This is a genomic window from Pseudomonas cichorii (genome assembly GCF_015471405.1).
In the GTDB taxonomy this organism is placed as follows: Bacteria; Pseudomonadota; Gammaproteobacteria; order Pseudomonadales; family Pseudomonadaceae; genus Aquipseudomonas; species Aquipseudomonas serbiensis.
Genome location: NZ_BLVZ01000020.1, coordinates 24,299 through 42,993 on the forward strand (window position 1 = coordinate 24,299; position 18,695 = coordinate 42,993).

Genomic DNA, 18,695 nt, shown 5'->3' on the forward strand with positions numbered 1-18,695 from the left:
GGTGCTGCACATTCAGTGTGCCGCACCACCTGTGACCGCTACTCCCGGATAACTCCAGAGGTGTCCTTCAACACCCTGGAGCCGCCCGAGAGCTCGAGTCCGACGGACTTTCCGCGGTGAGTCTTGCTCGCAAGGCTCACGACGGGCAGACCGTCGTGGTTTTCTCTTGTTGTCTTAGCGTTTTTTACGGTTCTGGATGTGGATGGCGCCGCCATTCACTGCCAGGGCCGCTTCGTGAAGCGATTCGGACAGAGTCGGGTGCGAGAAGACCATCATGCCGATGTCTTCTGCACTGCTACCGAATTCCATTGCAATCGCGCCCTGCTGTACCAGCTCGGCAGCGCTTGGACCAATGACGTGAACGCCCAATACGCGGTCGGTCTTGGCATCGGCGATGACCTTGACGAAACCGCCGGTGTCGTTGGCTGCCATGGCACGGCCGCTGGCTGCAAACGGGAAAGTGCCGACGTTGACTTCAACGCCCTCGCTCTTCAGGGTCTGCTCGGTTTTACCAACCCACGCGATTTCCGGGTGAGTGTAGATAACCGAAGGAATCAGGTTGTAGTTCATCTGGGCCTTGTGGCCCTTGATGCGCTCGACAACCATGATGCCCTCTTCCGACGCCTTGTGCGCCAGCATCAGACCACGAACCACGTCACCGATGGCGTAAACGCCCGGTACGCTGGTGGTGCAGTAGTCGTCGACGTAGATGAAGCCACGCTCGTCCAGGTCCACACCGCTGTCGGCAGCCAGCAGGTCGGTGGTCACTGGACGACGGCCAACAGCAACGATCAGGCGATCGAAAGTGATCGACTGCTCGCCGGTTGCGTCGGTGTAGCTGACCACGACTTCTTCGCCATTGACCTTGGAACCGGTCACGCGAGCGCCCAGCTTTACGTCCAGGCCTTGCTTGGTGAAGGTTTTCAGCGCTTCCTTGGAAACAGCTTCGTCAGCAGCCGGGATGAATTTATCCAGGGCTTCCAGAACAGTAACCTGAGCACCCAGACGAGCCCATACCGAGCCCAGTTCCAGACCGATGACGCCAGCGCCGATCACGCCCAGACGCTTTGGCACTGCCTGGAATTCCAGAGCGCCAGTGGAATCGACGATGACTTTCTGGTCGACCGGAGCCGGTGGAATGTCGATCGGACGCGAACCGGAAGCCAGGATCACGTGCTCGGCTTCGATGATTTCAACGGTGCCGTCAGCAGCGGTCAGCTCGACTTTCTTGCCAGCCAGCAGCTTGCCGTGGCCTTGCAGAGTGGTCACGCCGTTGGCCTTGAACAGGCTGGAAACGCCGCCAGTCAGGTTCTTGACGATAGTGGACTTGCGGCCAACCATCGCAGGAACGTCAATGGAGACATCCGAAGTCGAGATACCGTGAACGCCGAAGCCGTTCTTGGCTTCGTAGAATTTCCAGGAGCTGTCCAGCAGCGCCTTGGAAGGAATGCAACCAACGTTCAGGCAAGTACCGCCCAAGGCCAGCTTGCCTTCCTTGTCCTGATACTTCTCGATGCAGGCAGTCTTGAAACCAAGTTGCGCAGCCTTGATGGCGGCAACATAACCGCCAGGGCCTGCGCCAATCACTACCACGTCGAATTTCTGGGACATAAAAAAGATTCCTTTTAGCTGCGAGCTTCAAGCTGCAAGCTGCAAACCGATCTGCACCGCTCTGCTCTGCAGAGCGGGCTTGCAACCTGTTAATTAGATGCAACATACCAGCCCAGGCTGCACGCCGCTGCGCTTCTGTTTGAAGCTCGCGACTTGCAGCTTGAGGCTACGCCATCAAATATCCAGCAGCAGACGAGCCGGATCTTCCAGCAGGTTCTTGATGGTAACGAGGAAGGTTACCGCTTCTTTACCGTCGATCAAACGGTGATCGTACGACAGAGCCAGATACATCATCGGACGAATCACAACCTGACCATTGATCGCCATAGGACGCTGCAGAATGTTGTGCATGCCCAGAATGGCGGCCTGTGGCGGGTTGACGATCGGCGTCGACATCATCGAACCGAAGGTACCACCGTTGGTGATGGTGAAGGTACCACCGGTCATCTCGTCCAGGGACAGCTTGCCGTCACGAGCCTTCTTGCCGAAGGTGGCGATGCCGCCTTCGATTTCAGCCAGGCTCATCAGCTCGGCGTTACGCAGAACCGGTACGACCAGACCACGATCGCTGGATACGGCAACACCGACGTCGGCATAACCGTGGTAAACGATGTCGCCACCGTCGATCGAAGCGTTGACTGCCGGGAAGCGTTTCAGCGCTTCGGTAGCTGCCTTGACGAAGAACGACATGAAGCCCAGGCGCACGCCATTGTGGGACTTCTCGAACAGGTCCTTGTACTTGGCGCGCAGAGCCATGACTTCGGTCATGTCCACTTCGTTGAACGTGGTCAGCATCGCCATGTTCGACTGGGCTTCGACCAGACGCTTGGCAACGGTGGCACGAACGCGAGTCATCGGTACACGCTTCTCGACGCGGTCGCCGGCAGCCAGCACAGGAGCAGCAGCGGCTGCAGCAGGCTTGGCGGCAGGAGCTGCGGCCGGTGCGGATTTCTTGGCTTCTACAGCGGCAACCACGTCTTCCTTGGTTACACGACCGTCCTTGCCAGTGCCTTTGACGCTGGCCAGGTTGATGCCGTTTTCTTCAGCCAGCTTGCGAGCGGCAGGAGCAGCAATTGCATCTTCGTCAGCAGCCGACGCAGCAGCCTGTGCCGGTGCAGCAGCTGGAGCCGCAGCAGCGGCGGCAGGAGCAGCAGATGCAGTAGCACCGGCGTCCAGGGTTGCAATCACTTCGTTGGACAGGACGGTGTCGCCCTCGCCTTTCACGATCGATGCCAGCACGCCGTCTGCTTCGGCCAGAACTTCGAGGACAACCTTGTCAGTCTCGATGTCGACCAGCAGCTCGTCACGTTTTACCGCTTCGCCCGGTTGCTTGTGCCACTTGGAAATGGTGCCGTCGGCAACGGATTCCGGGAAAGAGGGGGCTTTGATCTCGATAGCCATTATCTGTAATTCCTTAATTCGGTTTCTAATGCTCGAAGGCGTTAAACAGTGAAGGCATCTTGCAGGAGTTTTTCCTGCTGCTCGGCATGCATCGAAGCATAACCACACGCGGGAGCTGCAGAAGCGTCACGACCGGCATACTCGAGAACGAGGCTGCGGTTGTGGTTGCTCATGCTGCGACGCAAGTGGTGTTGACTGCTGTACCAGGCACCCTGGTTCATCGGCTCTTCCTGACACCACACTACATTCTGCAGGTTGGTGTAAGGCGCGATCGCTTCCATGAGATCATCTTCAGGGAACGGATACAGCTGTTCGATACGTACGATGGCGATGTCTTCGCGGCCTTCGGCACGGCGTTTTTCCAGCAGATCGTAGTAGACCTTGCCGCCACACAGCACCAGACGGGTCACCTTGGCCGGGTCGAGTGCATCGACTTCCGGGATGACTGTCTGGAACGAGCCTTCGGCCAGTTCTTCCAGAGTCGAGATTGCCAGCTTGTGGCGCAGCAGCGACTTTGGCGTCAACACGATCAGCGGCTTGCGCAGCGGACGGATCACCTGACGACGCAGCAAGTGGTAGATCTGCGCTGGAGTGGTCGGCACACATACCTGAATGTTGTGCTCGGCACACAGCTGCAGATAACGCTCAAGACGTGCGGACGAGTGCTCAGGCCCCTGCCCTTCATAACCGTGAGGCAACAGCATGGTCAGACCGCACAGACGGCCCCACTTGTGCTCGCCGCTGGTGATGAACTGGTCGATAACCACTTGCGCGCCGTTGGCGAAGTCACCGAACTGGGCTTCCCAGATAACCAGAGCGTTAGGCTCGGTAGTCGAGTAGCCGTATTCGTAAGCCAGTACCGCTTCTTCGGACAGGAACGAGTCGTACAGGTCAAAACGCGGCTGACCGGCGAACAGGTTCTTCAGAGGAATGTAGGTACTTGCGTCTTTCTGGTTGTGCAGAACAGCGTGACGGTGCGAGAACGTACCGCGACCGATGTCCTGACCCGTCATGCGAATCGGGTGACCTTCGAACGCCAGGGTCGCGTACGCCATGGTTTCAGCGTAACCCCAGTTGATCGGCAGGCCGCCGGCTTGCATCTTCTGACGGTCTTCGTAGATCTTCTGGACCTGACGCTGAACGACGAAGCCTTCCGGCAGCTCCATCAGCTTGGCGGACAGTTCCTGCAAGGTCTTGAGGTCGAAACGAGTGTCGTGACGCGCAGTCCAGGCATGGCCCAGATACGGACGCCAGTCGACGAACAGCTCCTTGTTCGGCTCCTTGACCAGGCTTTTCACAACATGCTGACCGTTGTCCAGCGCATTGCGATAGTCATCGATCTTGGCCTGGACACGCTCTTCAGTGAGAACACCGGCCTTGATCAACTGATCGGCGTACAACTCGCGAGTCGTGCGCTGCTTGGTGATCTGCTGGTACATCAACGGCTGGGTGCCGCTAGGCTCGTCCGCTTCGTTGTGACCGCGACGACGGTAGCAGACCAGATCGATCACGATGTCACGCTTGAACTGCATGCGGTAATCGATAGCCAGCTGGGTCACGAACACCACGGCTTCCGGGTCATCGCCATTCACATGGAGAATCGGAGCCTGGATCATCTTGGCAACGTCGGTGGCGTACTCGGTGGAACGCGAGTCCAGCGGGTTGCTGATGGTGAAACCAACCTGGTTGTTGATGACGATATGGATCGTGCCGCCAGTCTTGAAGCCGCGGGTCTGCGACATCTGGAAGGTTTCCATGACCACACCCTGACCTGCGAAAGCAGCATCACCGTGGAGGGAAATCGGCAGAACCTTGTCACCGTTCGGATCGTTACGACGATCCTGACGCGCACGCACGGACCCTTCGACCACCGGAGAAACGATTTCCAGGTGGGACGGGTTGAATGCCATGGCCAGGTGAACTTCGCCACCTGCGGTCATTACGTTGGAAGAGAAACCCTGGTGATATTTGACGTCACCGGAGCCAAGCTCCACTTTCTTCTTGCCTTCGAACTCGTCGAACAGCTCGCGCGGGTTCTTGCCGAAGGTGTTGACCAGCACGTTCAGACGGCCACGGTGGGCCATGCCGATCACGACTTCCTTGGTGCCGTAGGAACCGGAACGCTGGATCAGTTCGTCCAGCATCGGGATCAGGCTTTCGCCACCTTCCAGACCGAAGCGCTTGGTGCCCGGATATTTGGTACCCAGGTATTTTTCCAGCCCTTCAGCGGCAGTGACGCGCTCAAGCAGGTGACCCTGGATTTCAGCAGAGAACGCAGGACGGCCACGCACGCTTTCAAGACGCTGCATGAACCAGTTGCGTTGCTCGGAATCAACGATGTGCGTGAACTCCGAACCGATGGTGCGACAATATGTCTGCTGCAACGCTTCGAGAATTTCGCGTAGGCTCGCTTCCTCTTTGCCGATGAACAGGTCGCCGGCGCGGAAAGTCGTATCCAGATCGGCATTGGTCAAGCCGTAGTGATTGATCGACAGATCGGCCGGGGCAGGACGCTGCCACAGGCCCAGCGGATCGAGCTGAGCAACCTGATGGCCGCGCATACGATATGCCTGGATCAGTCGCAATACTTCAACTTGCTTCTTCTCGTGCTCGCTGCTCACGCTCCCGGCAGATACCGGTTGAGCGCGGCGCTGGTTTTTAGCCAGCAACACAAAATGATCGCGAATCGTGGAATGCGATACATCGGTGGCAGAGTTGCCGTCTGCTGGCAACTTCTGAAAGTAGGTGCGCCATTCTTCTGGCACAGCGTTAGGGTCGTGCAGGTAGAGCTCATAAAGCTCTTCCACATAGGCAGCGTTACCACCGGATAGGTGGGCACTGTTCCACATGCGCTGCATCACGCTTTCTTGCATGCTTGGTCACCCTCGGTAAGGGGACACCACCGGCGAAGACGCCATAGCAAACATGAAACAGTCGTGTGCAGCGACCATATCAAGTCACTAAGGATCACGCAGATAGCCCGGGTACCAGCCCGGATGCCCCTGCTGGTCTCATTTCTTCAAAATAAGAGCGGCAGCCTTGCGAGCCACTGCTCAGGTTAAAGCCACGACGCCGGTTGAAGCCTGCGCCGCGGCTACTTTACGTGCAACGGTGTTACGGTACTGCGGTAAATCAGACGCCGCTTTGCAGAAGCATGTTACGTACGTGTCCGATTGCCTTGGTCGGGTTAAGACCTTTCGGGCAAACGTTTACGCAGTTCATGATCCCGCGGCAGCGGAAAACACTGAACGGGTCATCAAGCGAAGCCAGACGCTCGGAAGTCCGGGTGTCACGGCTGTCAGCCAGGAAGCGATAGGCTTGCAGCAGCGCAGCCGGACCGAGGAACTTGTCCGGATTCCACCAGAAGGACGGGCAGGAAGTCGAGCAGCAAGCGCACAGAATACACTCGTACAGACCATCCAGCTTTTCGCGCTCTTCCGGAGATTGCAGACGCTCGATGGCCGGAGCCGGAGTGTCGTTCTGCAGGAAAGGCTTCACCTTCTCGTATTGCTTGTAGAAGATGCTCATATCCACTACCAAGTCACGAATAACCGGCAAACCAGGCAATGGGCGCACTACCAGCTTGTTATTCTTGACCACGGAAGACAGTGGAGTGATGCAGGCAAGACCGTTCTTGCCGTTGATGTTCATGCCATCGGAACCACACACGCCTTCACGGCAGGAGCGACGGTACGAGAAACCTTCATCCTGTTCCTTGACCAGGGCCAGCACATCAAGAACCATCAGGTCCTTGCCACCGGTATCGACCTGGAACTCCTGCATGAACGGCGCGGCGTCCTGATCAGGGTTGTAACGATAAACACTGACTTGCAACATATCGGTCACCCTTAATAAGTCCGAACCTTAGGCTCAAAAGTCGGAACAGTTTTCGGCGAGAAGTTCACGGCACGCTTGGTTACACGCTTGTCACCCGGGAAGTACAGGGTGTGGCACAACCAGTTTTCGTCATCGCGATCTTCAAAGTCTTCACGGGCGTGGGCGCCGCGCGATTCCTTACGATGTTCTGCGGCAATCGCCGTGGCTTCGGCAACTTCCAGCAGGTTTTGCAGTTCAAGCGCTTCGATACGGGCAGTGTTGAACGCCTGGCTCTTGTCGTTGATCTTGACGTTGGCAATGCGCTCGCGCAGACCAGCCAGCTGAGCAATACCCTTCTGCATGTATTCGCCGGTACGGAATACACCGAAGTAGTTCTGCATGCAGCTTTGCAGCTCTTTACGCAGCGAAGCAACGTCTTCACCGGTAGTGCGCTCATTGAGGCCGGACAGACGCGCCAGGGCAGCATCGACATCGGACTCGGAAGCACGACGGTAGTCGACGCCTTCACGCAGGCTCTGCTCAAGGTGCAGACCGGCAGCACGACCGAAGACCACCAGGTCGAGCAGCGAGTTACCGCCCAGACGGTTGGCGCCATGCACGGATACGCAAGCCACTTCACCTACAGCGAACAGACCAGGAATGATCTGGTCGGTGCCAGCAGCGTCCTGAGTGATCGCCTGACCATGAATGTTGGTGGCAATGCCGCCCATCATGTAGTGGCAGGTCGGAACGACAGGGATCGGAGCCAGAGCAGGATCGACGTGAGCAAAAGTCTTGGACAGCTCCATGATGCCTGGCAGGCGGCTGTGCAACACTTCTTCGCCCAAGTGATCGAGCTTGAGCATCACGTGATCGCCATCCGGACCACAACCGTTACCGGCGATGATCTCTTTAACCATGGAACGGGCAACAACGTCACGACCGGCAAGGTCCTTGGCGTTCGGAGCATAACGCTCCATGAAACGCTCGCCATGCTTGTTGATCAGGTAACCACCTTCACCACGGCAACCTTCGGTAACCAGTACACCTGCGCCGGCAATACCGGTCGGGTGGAACTGCCACATTTCGATGTCCTGAACAGGAACACCGGCACGCAGAGCCATGCCGACACCGTCACCGGTGTTGATCAGGGCGTTGGTGGTGGACGAGTAGATACGACCTGCACCACCGGTTGCCAGTACGGTTGCATTGGCGCGGATGTAGGAGGTTTCGCCTGTTTCGATGCAGATAGCGATGATGCCGACAAAGGCGCCATCCTGGTTCTTCACCAGATCCACGGCATAGTATTCGTTCAGGAATACAGTGCCTGCTTTCAGGTTGGCCTGATACAGGGTGTGCAGCAGAGCGTGGCCGGTACGGTCGGCAGCGGCGCAGGTACGTGCAGCCTGACCACCTTTACCGAAGTCCTTGGACTGACCGCCGAAAGGACGCTGGTAGATGCGGCCCTGTTCGGTGCGGGAGAACGGCAGACCCATGTGCTCGAGCTCGAAGACCGCTTCCGGGCCTACGGAACACATGTATTCGATAGCGTCCTGGTCACCGATGTAGTCGGAACCCTTGACGGTATCGTACATGTGCCAGCGCCAGTCATCGTTCGGGTCGGCCGAAGCGATTGCGCAAGTGATGCCGCCCTGTGCGGAAACGGTGTGCGAGCGAGTCGGGAATACCTTGGTGACAACAGCGGTCTTGTGACCACCCTGAGCCAGTTGCAAGGCAGCGCGCATGCCAGCGCCGCCGCCACCGATGATGATGGCGTCGAAGGAAAGTGTATTTGTGTTAGCCATGAATCAGATACCCCAAAGAATCTGCACGCCCCAGACGAAGTAAGCGAACATTGCAACGCCACTTACTGCCTGAAAGAGAAAACGAACTGCAGTCGCGGACTTGCCCAGCGCCATAGGCGTCAGGTAGTCGGTCGCAATGGTCCACATGCCGACCCAGGCGTGAGCGCCAAGGGCAACGAGGGCCAACAGACTGAAGATACGCATCCCGTTGTGCGAGAACAGCTCATGCCACTGGGCATAGGTCAGGCCAGGGTGAGCGACGAGGTAGCCGATCAGGAAAATGAAATAAGCCGCGAGCACGACCGCTGAAACGCGCTGCGCCATCCAGTCATAGAGGCCCGAACGCGACAGGTTAGTGACGTTGGTTACCATATCCAAACTCCCGCCAGGATGATCACCACCACGGAGACGGCGATAACGATTTTCGAGCCCAGCTTCCCGCCTTCCAGCGTTTCACCGACACCCGCGTCCATGATCAGGTGGCGAACACCGGCCACCAGGTGATACAGCAGGGCAGATAGCAGCCCCCAGATTACAAACTTGGCCAGCGGGCTGGTCAGACACGCTTTCACTTCACCGAAGGTTTCTTCGGAGGCCAGCGACTTGTCCATTGCATAAAGCATGATTGCAATGCCGACAAAGAGGATGACACCGGAGATACGGTGAAGGATGGACGTGTAAGCAGTGACTGGGAGCTTGATGGTCCTTAGGTCTAGATTTACAGGTCGTTGGCTTTTCACGGCTTTTTTTTCACACTGAAGAGCCCCTAACAATCAGGGCAAGTTGTTGGGAAGTGCACTGGTCAGGTACCCACCACCCAGGAAGTGACAACCCCCTTAAAACGGGCCCAAAAGCCCTTGGCGGTCGGACGCCGAGTATAGACAGTTAGGGAACTAATGACAACGCGCAGACTTACAGCCAATAGCGGATTGCGCGGATTGAATAAAAGGCGTAAACGGCAGCAATGGCTTGCAGAAACATCAGCATAAAGGCCTTGCGGAACACGACTTTAGGCAAATTGACTTTAGAATTTATCTAACTATAGTGGTGCGGGCCCTGCGTGGGGGGCCTGTCTGATGATTTGAAGCATAAATAGGAGGCCACATGGCTGACAAAAAAGCGCAGTTGATCATCGAGGGCACAGCCCCCGTCGAGCTGCCTATACTGACCGGCACCGTGGGTCCTGACGTGATCGACGTGCGCGGACTCACCGCCACCGGCCGCTTCACATTCGACCCTGGCTTCATGTCGACCGCCTCTTGCGAGTCGAAGATCACCTACATTGATGGTGACAATGGCATTCTGCTGCACCGTGGTTATCCGATCGAGCAACTGGCCGAACAGTCCGATTATCTGGAAACCTGCTACCTTCTGCTCAATGGCGAGCTGCCAACCAGCGAACAGAAAGCCCAGTTCGTTGCCGTGGTCAAGAACCACACCATGGTCCACGAGCAGCTCAAGAGCTTCTTCAACGGCTTCCGCCGCGACGCCCACCCGATGGCTGTCATGTGTGGCGTAGTCGGTGCCCTGTCCGCGTTTTACCACGACTCGCTGGACATCAATAACCCGCAACACCGTGAAATCTCGGCAGTTCGCCTGGTCGCCAAGATGCCGACCCTGGCAGCGATGGTTTACAAGTACTCCATGGGCCAACCCATGATGTACCCGCGTAACGACCTCAGCTACGCCGAAAACTTCCTGCACATGATGTTCAACACCCCTTGCGAGATCAAACCGATCAGCCCGGTGCTGGCCAAGGCAATGGACAAGATCTTCATCCTGCATGCCGACCACGAGCAGAACGCTTCGACCTCCACCGTGCGCATGGCCGGCTCGTCGGGTGCAAACCCGTTCGCCTGTATCGCAGCCGGTATCGCGGCACTCTGGGGCCCGGCTCACGGCGGCGCCAACGAAGCCGTACTGACCATGCTCGATGAAATCGGCGATGTTTCCAACATCGACAAGTTCATCGCCAAGGCCAAGGACAAGAACGACCCGTTCAAACTGATGGGCTTCGGTCACCGCGTCTACAAGAACCGCGATCCACGCGCCACGGTCATGAAAAAGACCTGCGACGAAGTACTTCGCGAGCTGGGCATCACCAATGACCCACAACTCGAACTGGCCATGCGCCTTGAAGAGATCGCCCTGACCGATCCGTACTTCATCGAGCGCTCGCTATACCCGAACGTCGACTTCTATTCGGGCATCATCCTGAAGGCCATCGGCATTCCAACCAGCATGTTCACCGTAATCTTCGCCCTGGCGCGGACTGTCGGCTGGATCTCGCACTGGAAGGAAATGCTCTCCAGCCCGTACAAGATTGGCCGTCCACGCCAGCTGTACACCGGCAACGAGACACGCGATATCGTGCCACTGGAAGACCGCAAGTAAGCGACTTTCCAGCAATGAAAAGGGCTGCCAATGGCAGCCCTTTTTTGTGCTTCGATAGTTTCAGACTTACTTTTGCGACCTTTCCTTCAATGCTTTCAGAGTATTGAACGGCGCATCCACAACAAACTTGTTGGCCAGCCAGGACGGCACACTGCCGCCCGGATCGGTATGCACCTGATAGGTCACCTCGGTCTGATTCGGCCCTTTGGGCACCAGCTTCCAGAAGCCCTTGACCTCTGCGACCCGCACAAAACCCTTTTCTTCGGGCAGATAGCTTGATTGCTCGTCAATATTGCGCGTCAGGCTGCCATCAGCACCCTCCTCGCTTGTAATCAGCAGAATCGAATCACGAGGGGTAACAGGCCATGGCGTATTGAATTTTGTATAAGTCCAGGCCTTGTTGCCTTCATGCTTGAGCAGCTTCTGTGACTGGCATTCATGAATCCAGGCGCAGGCACCCACCACATCTTCCTGAAGGGCGCGTAGCTTGGCAACACTGGCATTGATGGTAGTCACGCCGCGATAAGCCTTGTATTTGGAGCCCGGCACATCGCTCAGGGAAACCTTGATCCCCTCCTCGTCCTTGGCCACCTGCCAATCTTCAGCCTGAGCCACACCAGCCAGCAGCACAGTCAACCCACAGACAACAGCCATGCGATGCAGCGTATCCATTGTTTATTCCTTATTGTTGAAGTTCTGATAAAGCAATTCCGCGCAGCGACATTCTTCATGCAACAGCAGTAGCCTTTTCCCACCAGCCAATCAGACGAATAGCCTCAGCCTGATCAACACCGCAAACATCTTCCGCCGCCTTGAACTGACTACAGACAGCAGGTCGTTCAATCTTGCCAAACAGGCCACATAGCAACTCGGCAGATAAATGCAGGCAACGCTCTCCGGCAGGCTTGCCCGCTGGCATGCCCGGAATAGGAGAAGTAATGGAGGGAGCGATGCAACATGCACCACAACCGGAGCGGCAGTCCATGACCAGACACCCTTGCTGAAGATGAAAAAGAAAGATAGTAGCTGCTAAAACGGACGTTTCAAAACGCCATATCAGACGAGCAACAAGGCCTTACTGCTTGAATTTGAAATCCAGCGCTGCCCCTTCGATATCGCGCCGGCTTTCATTGCGCATTTGCAGCTGCATTTCATTGCTCAGCAAACGCCCATTAAGCTCGAAAGGACTTGGATCAGACGAAGAACCTTTATTACCGAACATCTGCGGCAGCAAAGGTTTGCGCTTGGCCGTAATGACATTAGCAGGAGGAGAAAGCTCCTTGACCATCTCTGGCGGCAGGCTCAGATCGAGCTTGGGCTGAGCCAATCGAACATCCTTGACCGAGCCTTTGCCGGCCGTGTTTTTTTCACGCCCAGACACAACAGCGGCTTTCTCCTTGACCTTGACCACTGGAGCTTTTGCAGTCGCAGCCTTGGCCTGTACAGGCCTGGAATCAGGGACTTTGCTGGCAGAAACAGGGCGCGGCGGTATTACCGCCTCCTTGCCCGCCACCACCGGGACAACCGGCGCACTGGGTTTCAACTCATGCACAGGTGGTGCAGGCACAGGCGCAGGTGCCACCTGCCTGGCAGGCACAGAATCGGGGGCGACGACCGCCGCCGATGGCCGGGCAGGCGCAGAAACAGCCTCAACCTTCGGCTTTGGGGCCGGCGCGTCTTGAGAGTCACACGCACTCAACAACACCGCGACGACCAATCCGAAACAACGAAACGCATTATTCATAGATAAAACGGCAGAGGCAGAAAGTGCACATGCTGTCCTTTTGCGACACGCCTGACAAGGCAAGAGTGCCCACGATCAGACAAAAAGCACTTGCGCTCAATAAGCTGGCACCGTTTCCTGACACAATTGCTTGGCCAGCATCCCCAAGGTCATCAAGGCCCGCTCCGCTTCACGGTTCCAGGGCATGCCACAGTTCAGGCGAATACAGTGATTGAACTGCTCTGTATTACTGAAAATAAGGCCCGGCGCGATACTGATCCCCTGCTCCAGCGCCCGCACATGCAATTCCTGGGTATTGACGCGCCCCGGCAGGCTGACCCACAGGATGAAGCCTCCGAGCGGGCGACTCATCTGAGTGCCCTCAGGGAAAAACTGCTGCACCGCTAACTGGAAGGCACTCAGATTCTTGCGATATTCCAGGCGAATAAAGCGTAAATGCCGGTCATAACCGCCATTTTCCAGATAAGCAGCAATAGCCATCTGCGTGACGCTACAGGCCGAATGGGTACTGAAGGTCTGCAAACGCTGTATTTCAGCCTGATATTTCCCCGCAATCATCCAGCCGATACGCACACCTGGCGACAGTGTCTTGGAGAAACTGGAGCAATAAATCACGCGGCCAAGGCGGTCGAACGCCTTCAAGGCCTTGGTGCGCCCTACTTCAAACATCAGCTCGCCATACACATCGTCTTCAACGACCTGTATATCGAAGTCCGACGCCAGTCGCAGCAGGTTCTTCTGCCGCTCTTCCGGCATGGTGCCGCCCAATGGATTGCTCAAGCGCGCAGTCAACACCAAAGCCTTGATCGACCACTGATTGGCCGCCAGTTGCAAGGCTTCCAGGCTGATACCTGTCGATGGATCGCTGGGAATCTCGATGACCTTGAGCCCCAGCAGATCCGCCAGTTGCAGCAGGCCGTAATAGGCAGGCGACTCGGCCGCGATCAGGTCTCCGGGCTGGGTCAGCACTCGCAAGGCCATTTGCAAGGCATCGACACAACCATGGGTAATCACCACTTCATACGGATCAACCACCACGCCAGCATCACGCATACGGATGGCAACCTGCCTGCGCAGCGGCTCAAAGCCAGGGCTGAACATGTAACTGAACGCACGCGGGCTGTGAAAGCGCGTCACCTTTGCCAATTGCTGGTGCAGGGCGCGAACCGGCAGATAGTCCACGTGAGGCACAGCAGCGCCAAGTGCGAAAACACCCTCGCGGCGCGACTCCTCCAGCACTTGCTGGATGATGCTGCTGCGGGTCACCAGACCCGGGCGCTCAACCCGCGCGATATCAGGCGTCGACGCCGTCAATGCGGGCGTCTGATGTACGTAATAGCCGGACTGCGGGCGAGCACGAATCAGCCCCTGATCCTCAAGATTCGCGTAAGCCTGTAACACCGTTGCATGGCTGACATTGAGCTGTGAGCTCATCTTGCGGACCGATGGCACACGCTCGCCGGGCTGATAGACACCTCGACGAATGTCTTCCGCCAACTGCTGAGCAATACGCTGATAAAGCAAAAGATTGGTCATTACACAGCCTCGCACCGACCCGCAATTTGTTTTTGTAGGGGAGATAATAGCCCAAAGACCATAACAGTCATAAAGTGTACTGGGACAGTTTCTCTTCAAGCCCGTTATTGTGCGCTCTGACAAAAAATATTGTCGGGCAAAGATGCCAAAAACACGGCCTTTTAAGCCAAAAAAAGCCCGAGGCCGTTTCCGACGTCGGGCTTTTTTCAGATTTTTTTATTACCGGGCAGCGCCCAACTGGCCCTTATCGTCGGAAAAGACGATTTCGACCCGACGATTTTGTGCCCGTCCACGCTCGGAAGCGTTCACATCGACCGGATATTGCTGACCATAGCCTTCGACCTGAATGCGCTTGTCATCCACACCTAGATCGGTCAGAACATCGGCAACCGATTGCGCACGATCCCTGGACAGTTTCAGGTTTTCCTGTCGATCACCAGTGCTGTCGGTATAACCCTCGATCCTTACGGTTCGACGAGGATTAAGCAGCAAGAACTGTACGACCTTAAGAACGGTGCGATTGGCAGAGCTTTTCAGCTCGGCATGACCCGGATCGAACAGCACATCACCCAACGTCATGACCAGACCACGGTCGGTCTGCGTGGTGGCAAGACTGAGTATCTGGTCTTCCAGCCACTTGCCATGCTGCTGCGCGCTGGCCAGCTTGGCCTCGCGCAAGGCCAGTTGCAGGCGCTGACGCTCCAGTTCCAGTTTCGCCAGTTGCTCCTGAGCCAGCAGCAAGTTGCTGTGCTCACGGGCAATTTCACTGTAACGGGTACTCAGGTAAGCGTAGTGACTGACATCGCTCCCGCTGCCCAGATAACTCGACAGACGCTCTGCCCGCGCCAGCGATTCACCGGAGCGAATCACGTCCTTGGGCGCGCTGCGTAGAACATCGGGATCTTCTTTCACTTTCTGGAAATCTGTACTGGCCTGACGCAAGGCCTGCTCACTGTCCTGATGACCGGCGCAGCCATACAGCCCCGCCACTCCCAGCAAGAGACATCCGCTCAATACACGCGAAATACCATTCATTGAGCTTCCCCCAACTGCTTGCGCAGACGATTGAGGCGAACATTCAACTGATTGATCTGCTCCTGACTTTTCAGGGTCAGTACACGCGCCTCGGCCAGACGCGCATCAAGCTCGGCCTGCTCCGCATTCATGCGCGCATCCTTATAGGATTTATCGGCCATGTCGGCACGTGCCTGGGTAAATCTGGATTCTGCCGTGACAAGCTCGGGCTGCTCATCGGTAGCACCGACCGCCTTGGCCTGTTCCAGAGCCTGCTCGGTCAGCTTGAATTGTTCGATCGGTGCCGGATCATTGGCACAGCCGGTCAATGTGGCGATGGCCATAAATGCAATTAAAGGGCGAATACTCACAAAAACATTCCTACTTGTTTGGGGCGCTGGTGCTGGCAGGTTGCAGCAACTGGGCTTTCCACAATTCCAGATTGCGCTGGATGACTTGACCCGCAAGGCCCGAAGCCGCCGATTCTGTCATCTTTTTCACCAACTGTCCGCGCAACCATGGATCGTTGCAGGCCGAATTCACCGATAACGCCAGATGCAGACCCGGTTTATCAAGAGGCTCAGGCTGAGCAACCAGATCCGCCGACAAGCCAAGCGTCTGCGCCATGACCATGCCTGAATAACGCCCGGCCAATACATATTCGACCTGCCCAAGCGCCAGCTTCTGAAAAGCCAGGGTCAGATTGGGCAAGCGTTCCAGAACCAGGTGTTCTTTCGCAGTCGCCTCGAATGACTGGGTCAGACGGGTCCTCTCGGAAATTGCACCCGGCTGCCCGTGCAAGTCAGCCAGGGAATTGAACGGCAAGGCACGATCATGACGAGTCCAGACCAGGATTTCATTCTGGACAATCGGGGGATCGATGTAATCGAGTGAGCCAGATTGCGCCTGATTCAACGGCGCATCAGCCAGCAGGTCCATACGACCGGTTCGCACTTCCTCAAGCGCCTGACTGCGCTTGCCTGCATACAGAAACTCGACATCCAGATCCAGCGACTCCGCCGCCTGCCTGAGCAAGTCGGCATTGGCCCCGATCAAATGCCTGGGGTCCTGCGGATCACGCCACAGATAAGGCGGCGCATCCGGGCTGCCGGTCACGATCAGCCGCTCGCACTTGCCTGCTGCAGTTGCAAGCGACGGCAGCACCAGCAGCCCCAGAAGAAGCGAGGACAAAAACAGCCTTGGCTGGCCCATGGATAATCCTTTTTCAGCACAACAAAAAACCCGTTCACTCAGGCCACGCACCCTGTCAGGACAGGTATGCACGGCCGGATTGAACGGGTTCTCGAAACTGGTTTAAACCAGTTTTTCCAGCTCAGGCACAGCTTCGAACAGATCAGCCACCAGACCGTAATCGGCCACCTGGAAGATCGGAGCTTCTTCGTCCTTGTTGATCGCGACGATCACCTTGGAGTCCTTCATGCCCGCCAGATGCTGGATCGCGCCGGAAATACCCACCGCGATGTACAACTGAGGAGCAACGATCTTGCCAGTCTGACCGACCTGCATGTCGTTGGGTACGAAACCGGCATCGACCGCGGCACGGGACGCACCCACCGCAGCACCCAGTTTGTCCGCCAGTGCGTACAGGTGCTTGAAGTTGTCGCCGTTCTGCATGCCGCGACCGCCGGAAACAACGATCTTGGCAGCGGTCAGTTCCGGACGATCGGACTTGGCCAGCTCTTCGCCAACGAAGGACGATTTGCCTGCATCATGAGCAGCAGAGACCGCTTCGACCGCAGCCGAACCACCTTCTGCGGCTACCGGATCGAAACCGGTCGCACGCACGGTGATGACCTTGACCGACGCGCTCGATTGCACGGTGGCAATGGCGTTACCGGCATAGATCGGACGCTTGAAGGTGTCAGCCGATTCAACCGAAACGATTTCGGAGATCTGATCCACATCCAGCTGCGCCGCAACGCGAGGCAGGATGTTTTTGCCGTTGGAGGTCGCGGCAGCCAGGATGTGACTGTAGCCAGAGGCCAGTTCGACAACCAGCGGCGCAACGTTTTCCGGCAACTGATGCGCGTAGGCAGCGTTGTCGGCAACCAGAACCTTGGCAACACCTGCGATTCGGGCAGCAGCTTCAGCCACAGCACTCACGCCGGAACCGGCCACCAGGACATTGATATCGCCACCGATCTTCTGGGCAGCAGCAATGGTGTTCAGCGTGGCAGGAGCCACGGCTGCATTGTCATGTTCAGCGATAACCAGGATAGTCATTTAGATTACCTTCGCTTCGGTTTTCAGTTTTTCGACCAGTTCAGCAACAGACTTGACCTTGATACCGGCGCTACGTGCTGCCGGCGCTTCGACCTTGACAGTCTTGTTGGTCGACGCCGTGGAAACGCCCAGAGCATCGGGAGTCAGCGTTTCAAGCGGCTTTTTCTTGGCCTTCATGATGTTGGGCAGCGAAGCGTAACGTGGCTCGTTCAGACGCAGGTCTGTGGTCACGATAGCCGGCAGGCTCAGGGATACAGTTTGCAGACCGCCGTCGATTTCGCGGGTCACGGCAACCTTGTCACCCGACACTTCGACCTTGGAAGCAAAGGTACCTTGCGGGTAACCGCTCAGGGCAGCCAGCATCTGGCCGGTCTGATTGTTATCGCTGTCGATGGCCTGTTTACCCAGGATCACCAGCTGTGGCTGCTCCTTGTCGACCACGGCCTTGAGCAGCTTGGCGACAGCCAGGGAAGTCAGCTCTTCGGCGGACTCGACCAGCACGGCACGGTCAGCACCCAGCGCCAGGGCAGTACGCAGTTGCTCCTGTGCGGTAGTCGGGCCGATGGTAACCACGACGATTTCGCTCGCTACGCCCTTTTCTTTCAGGCGGACAGCCTCTTCCACAGCGATTTCGCAGAAGGGGTTCATGGACATTTTGACGTTGGCAAGATCGACGCCGGAGTTGTCCGCCTTGACGCGAACCTTGACGTTGTAGTCGACCACTCGTTTGACAGCTACAAGAACCTTCATGGATTCCTCACTCTCCGGTGAAAAGAAAGTCGCCCGGCATGACCAGACGATCGATATGTGTGCCCTCAACAAGCAATCGTTTCAGTGCAGGCATCGGGGATGTCTATCAAAACAACCGCCAAAAAACCGTATATAAGGCCAGATCACACCCATCAAGCGCCTCCATGGCGTGTAGAATGCGCCGCGCGCAATGGCCGGACTGCCTGCACTACGCTCACCTGATGCCTTTTCAGAGGTTTCATTGAACCTCGCTTCAGCCTACGGCGAGCGCAAAACCGCCCGTATCTTGACCGCAACGCCTTTTCCGGTCAATACGACATATCGGCCAGTCATGAGTCTCGCGTCTTTGATTTATCTGGCCTGCGGCCAATTCAAACGAA

At 56.9% G+C, this 18,695-nt stretch carries 18 protein-coding genes; 2 read left to right on the plus strand and 16 right to left on the minus strand.

Translation table 11 applies throughout. The annotated features are described in order from the left end of the window. Nucleotides 1–174: 174 nt before the first annotated feature. The 7 genes from lpdA to sdhC all read right to left on the minus strand — a co-directional run bounded on the left by lpdA (nucleotide 175) and on the right by sdhC (nucleotide 9,373). Nucleotides 175–1,611: a dihydrolipoyl dehydrogenase gene (lpdA, locus tag JL015_RS25280; protein ID WP_201002539.1), complete on the minus strand. Its 1,437-nt coding sequence runs from the start codon at nucleotides 1,609–1,611 to the stop codon at nucleotides 175–177. A 174-nt stretch (nucleotides 1,612–1,785) separates the two neighbouring features. Continuing rightward, the gene (gene odhB, locus JL015_RS25285; RefSeq protein WP_201020402.1) at nucleotides 1,786–3,012 is read right to left on the minus strand and encodes a 2-oxoglutarate dehydrogenase complex dihydrolipoyllysine-residue succinyltransferase; all 1,227 of its coding nucleotides are present in this window, start codon (nucleotides 3,010–3,012) and stop codon (nucleotides 1,786–1,788) included. Nucleotides 3,013–3,053: 41 nt separating this feature from the next. Next, on the minus strand, nucleotides 3,054–5,885 hold the full coding sequence (locus JL015_RS25290; protein ID WP_201002543.1) for a 2-oxoglutarate dehydrogenase E1 component: 2,832 nt from the start codon (nucleotides 5,883–5,885) through the stop codon (nucleotides 3,054–3,056). Between the two features lie 259 nt (nucleotides 5,886–6,144). After that, on the minus strand, nucleotides 6,145–6,849 hold the full coding sequence (locus JL015_RS25295) for a succinate dehydrogenase iron-sulfur subunit (protein ID WP_117164259.1): 705 nt from the start codon (nucleotides 6,847–6,849) through the stop codon (nucleotides 6,145–6,147). Between the two features lie 11 nt (nucleotides 6,850–6,860). After that, nucleotides 6,861–8,633, minus strand: coding sequence for a succinate dehydrogenase flavoprotein subunit (gene sdhA, locus JL015_RS25300; RefSeq protein WP_201002545.1), 1,773 nt, complete (start codon nucleotides 8,631–8,633; stop codon nucleotides 6,861–6,863). 3 nt (nucleotides 8,634–8,636) lie between these two features. After that, a complete protein-coding gene (gene sdhD, locus JL015_RS25305; RefSeq protein ID WP_201020403.1) occupies nucleotides 8,637–9,005 on the minus strand; it encodes a succinate dehydrogenase, hydrophobic membrane anchor protein in 369 nt (122 codons plus the stop codon). Beyond that, the gene (sdhC, locus tag JL015_RS25310; protein WP_122317824.1) at nucleotides 8,999–9,373 is read right to left on the minus strand and encodes a succinate dehydrogenase, cytochrome b556 subunit; all 375 of its coding nucleotides are present in this window, start codon (nucleotides 9,371–9,373) and stop codon (nucleotides 8,999–9,001) included. Before sdhC ends, sdhD begins: the two co-directional genes overlap by 7 nt. A 364-nt stretch (nucleotides 9,374–9,737) precedes the next feature. Between sdhC and gltA the strand changes: the two genes are divergently transcribed. After that, nucleotides 9,738–11,027 carry a citrate synthase gene (gene gltA, locus JL015_RS25315; RefSeq protein WP_201002549.1) on the plus strand — a complete coding sequence of 430 codons (1,290 nt, stop codon included), beginning with the start codon at nucleotides 9,738–9,740 and terminating at the stop codon, nucleotides 11,025–11,027. A gap of 66 nt (nucleotides 11,028–11,093) precedes the next feature. On the opposite strand, the gene JL015_RS25320 is transcribed toward gltA, so the two are convergent. The 3 genes from JL015_RS25320 to JL015_RS25330 all read right to left on the minus strand — a co-directional run bounded on the left by JL015_RS25320 (nucleotide 11,094) and on the right by JL015_RS25330 (nucleotide 12,438). Further along, on the minus strand, nucleotides 11,094–11,699 hold the full coding sequence (locus JL015_RS25320) for an START domain-containing protein (protein WP_201002551.1): 606 nt from the start codon (nucleotides 11,697–11,699) through the stop codon (nucleotides 11,094–11,096). 55 nt (nucleotides 11,700–11,754) lie between these two features. Beyond that, nucleotides 11,755–12,012: a YkgJ family cysteine cluster protein gene (locus tag JL015_RS25325; protein ID WP_201020404.1), complete on the minus strand. Its 258-nt coding sequence runs from the start codon at nucleotides 12,010–12,012 to the stop codon at nucleotides 11,755–11,757. A gap of 90 nt (nucleotides 12,013–12,102) precedes the next feature. Next, complete coding sequence (locus tag JL015_RS25330; RefSeq protein ID WP_374063490.1) at nucleotides 12,103–12,438, minus strand: hypothetical protein; 336 nt, start codon at nucleotides 12,436–12,438, stop codon at nucleotides 12,103–12,105. A 52-nt stretch (nucleotides 12,439–12,490) separates the two neighbouring features. On the opposite strand from JL015_RS25330, the gene JL015_RS27985 reads away from it, so the two are divergent. Continuing rightward, a complete protein-coding gene (locus tag JL015_RS27985) occupies nucleotides 12,491–12,709 on the plus strand; it encodes a hypothetical protein (protein WP_307726280.1) in 219 nt (72 codons plus the stop codon). Nucleotides 12,710–12,867: 158 nt separating this feature from the next. Here the strand turns inward: JL015_RS27985 and JL015_RS25335 are convergent, their stop codons facing one another. From JL015_RS25335 to JL015_RS25360, 6 genes are all read right to left on the minus strand, one after another. Then, nucleotides 12,868–14,307: an aminotransferase-like domain-containing protein gene (locus JL015_RS25335; RefSeq protein WP_201020406.1), complete on the minus strand. Its 1,440-nt coding sequence runs from the start codon at nucleotides 14,305–14,307 to the stop codon at nucleotides 12,868–12,870. A gap of 219 nt (nucleotides 14,308–14,526) precedes the next feature. Beyond that, nucleotides 14,527–15,342, minus strand: coding sequence for an OmpA family protein (locus JL015_RS25340; RefSeq protein ID WP_201020407.1), 816 nt, complete (start codon nucleotides 15,340–15,342; stop codon nucleotides 14,527–14,529). Beyond that, nucleotides 15,339–15,692, minus strand: a complete 354-nt coding sequence (locus JL015_RS25345; RefSeq protein ID WP_201020408.1) for a DUF4398 domain-containing protein — start codon at nucleotides 15,690–15,692, stop codon at nucleotides 15,339–15,341. The genes JL015_RS25340 and JL015_RS25345 overlap by 4 nt, the downstream gene beginning before the upstream one ends. Nucleotides 15,693–15,702: 10 nt before the next feature. Continuing rightward, the gene (locus JL015_RS25350; protein ID WP_201020409.1) at nucleotides 15,703–16,533 is read right to left on the minus strand and encodes a substrate-binding periplasmic protein; all 831 of its coding nucleotides are present in this window, start codon (nucleotides 16,531–16,533) and stop codon (nucleotides 15,703–15,705) included. A gap of 102 nt (nucleotides 16,534–16,635) precedes the next feature. Continuing rightward, entirely contained in the window at nucleotides 16,636–17,565 is a 930-nt protein-coding gene (locus JL015_RS25355; protein WP_201002564.1) for an electron transfer flavoprotein subunit alpha/FixB family protein, read from the minus strand. After that, the gene (locus JL015_RS25360; protein WP_201020410.1) at nucleotides 17,566–18,315 is read right to left on the minus strand and encodes an electron transfer flavoprotein subunit beta/FixA family protein; all 750 of its coding nucleotides are present in this window, start codon (nucleotides 18,313–18,315) and stop codon (nucleotides 17,566–17,568) included. Nucleotides 18,316–18,695 lie beyond the last annotated feature (380 nt).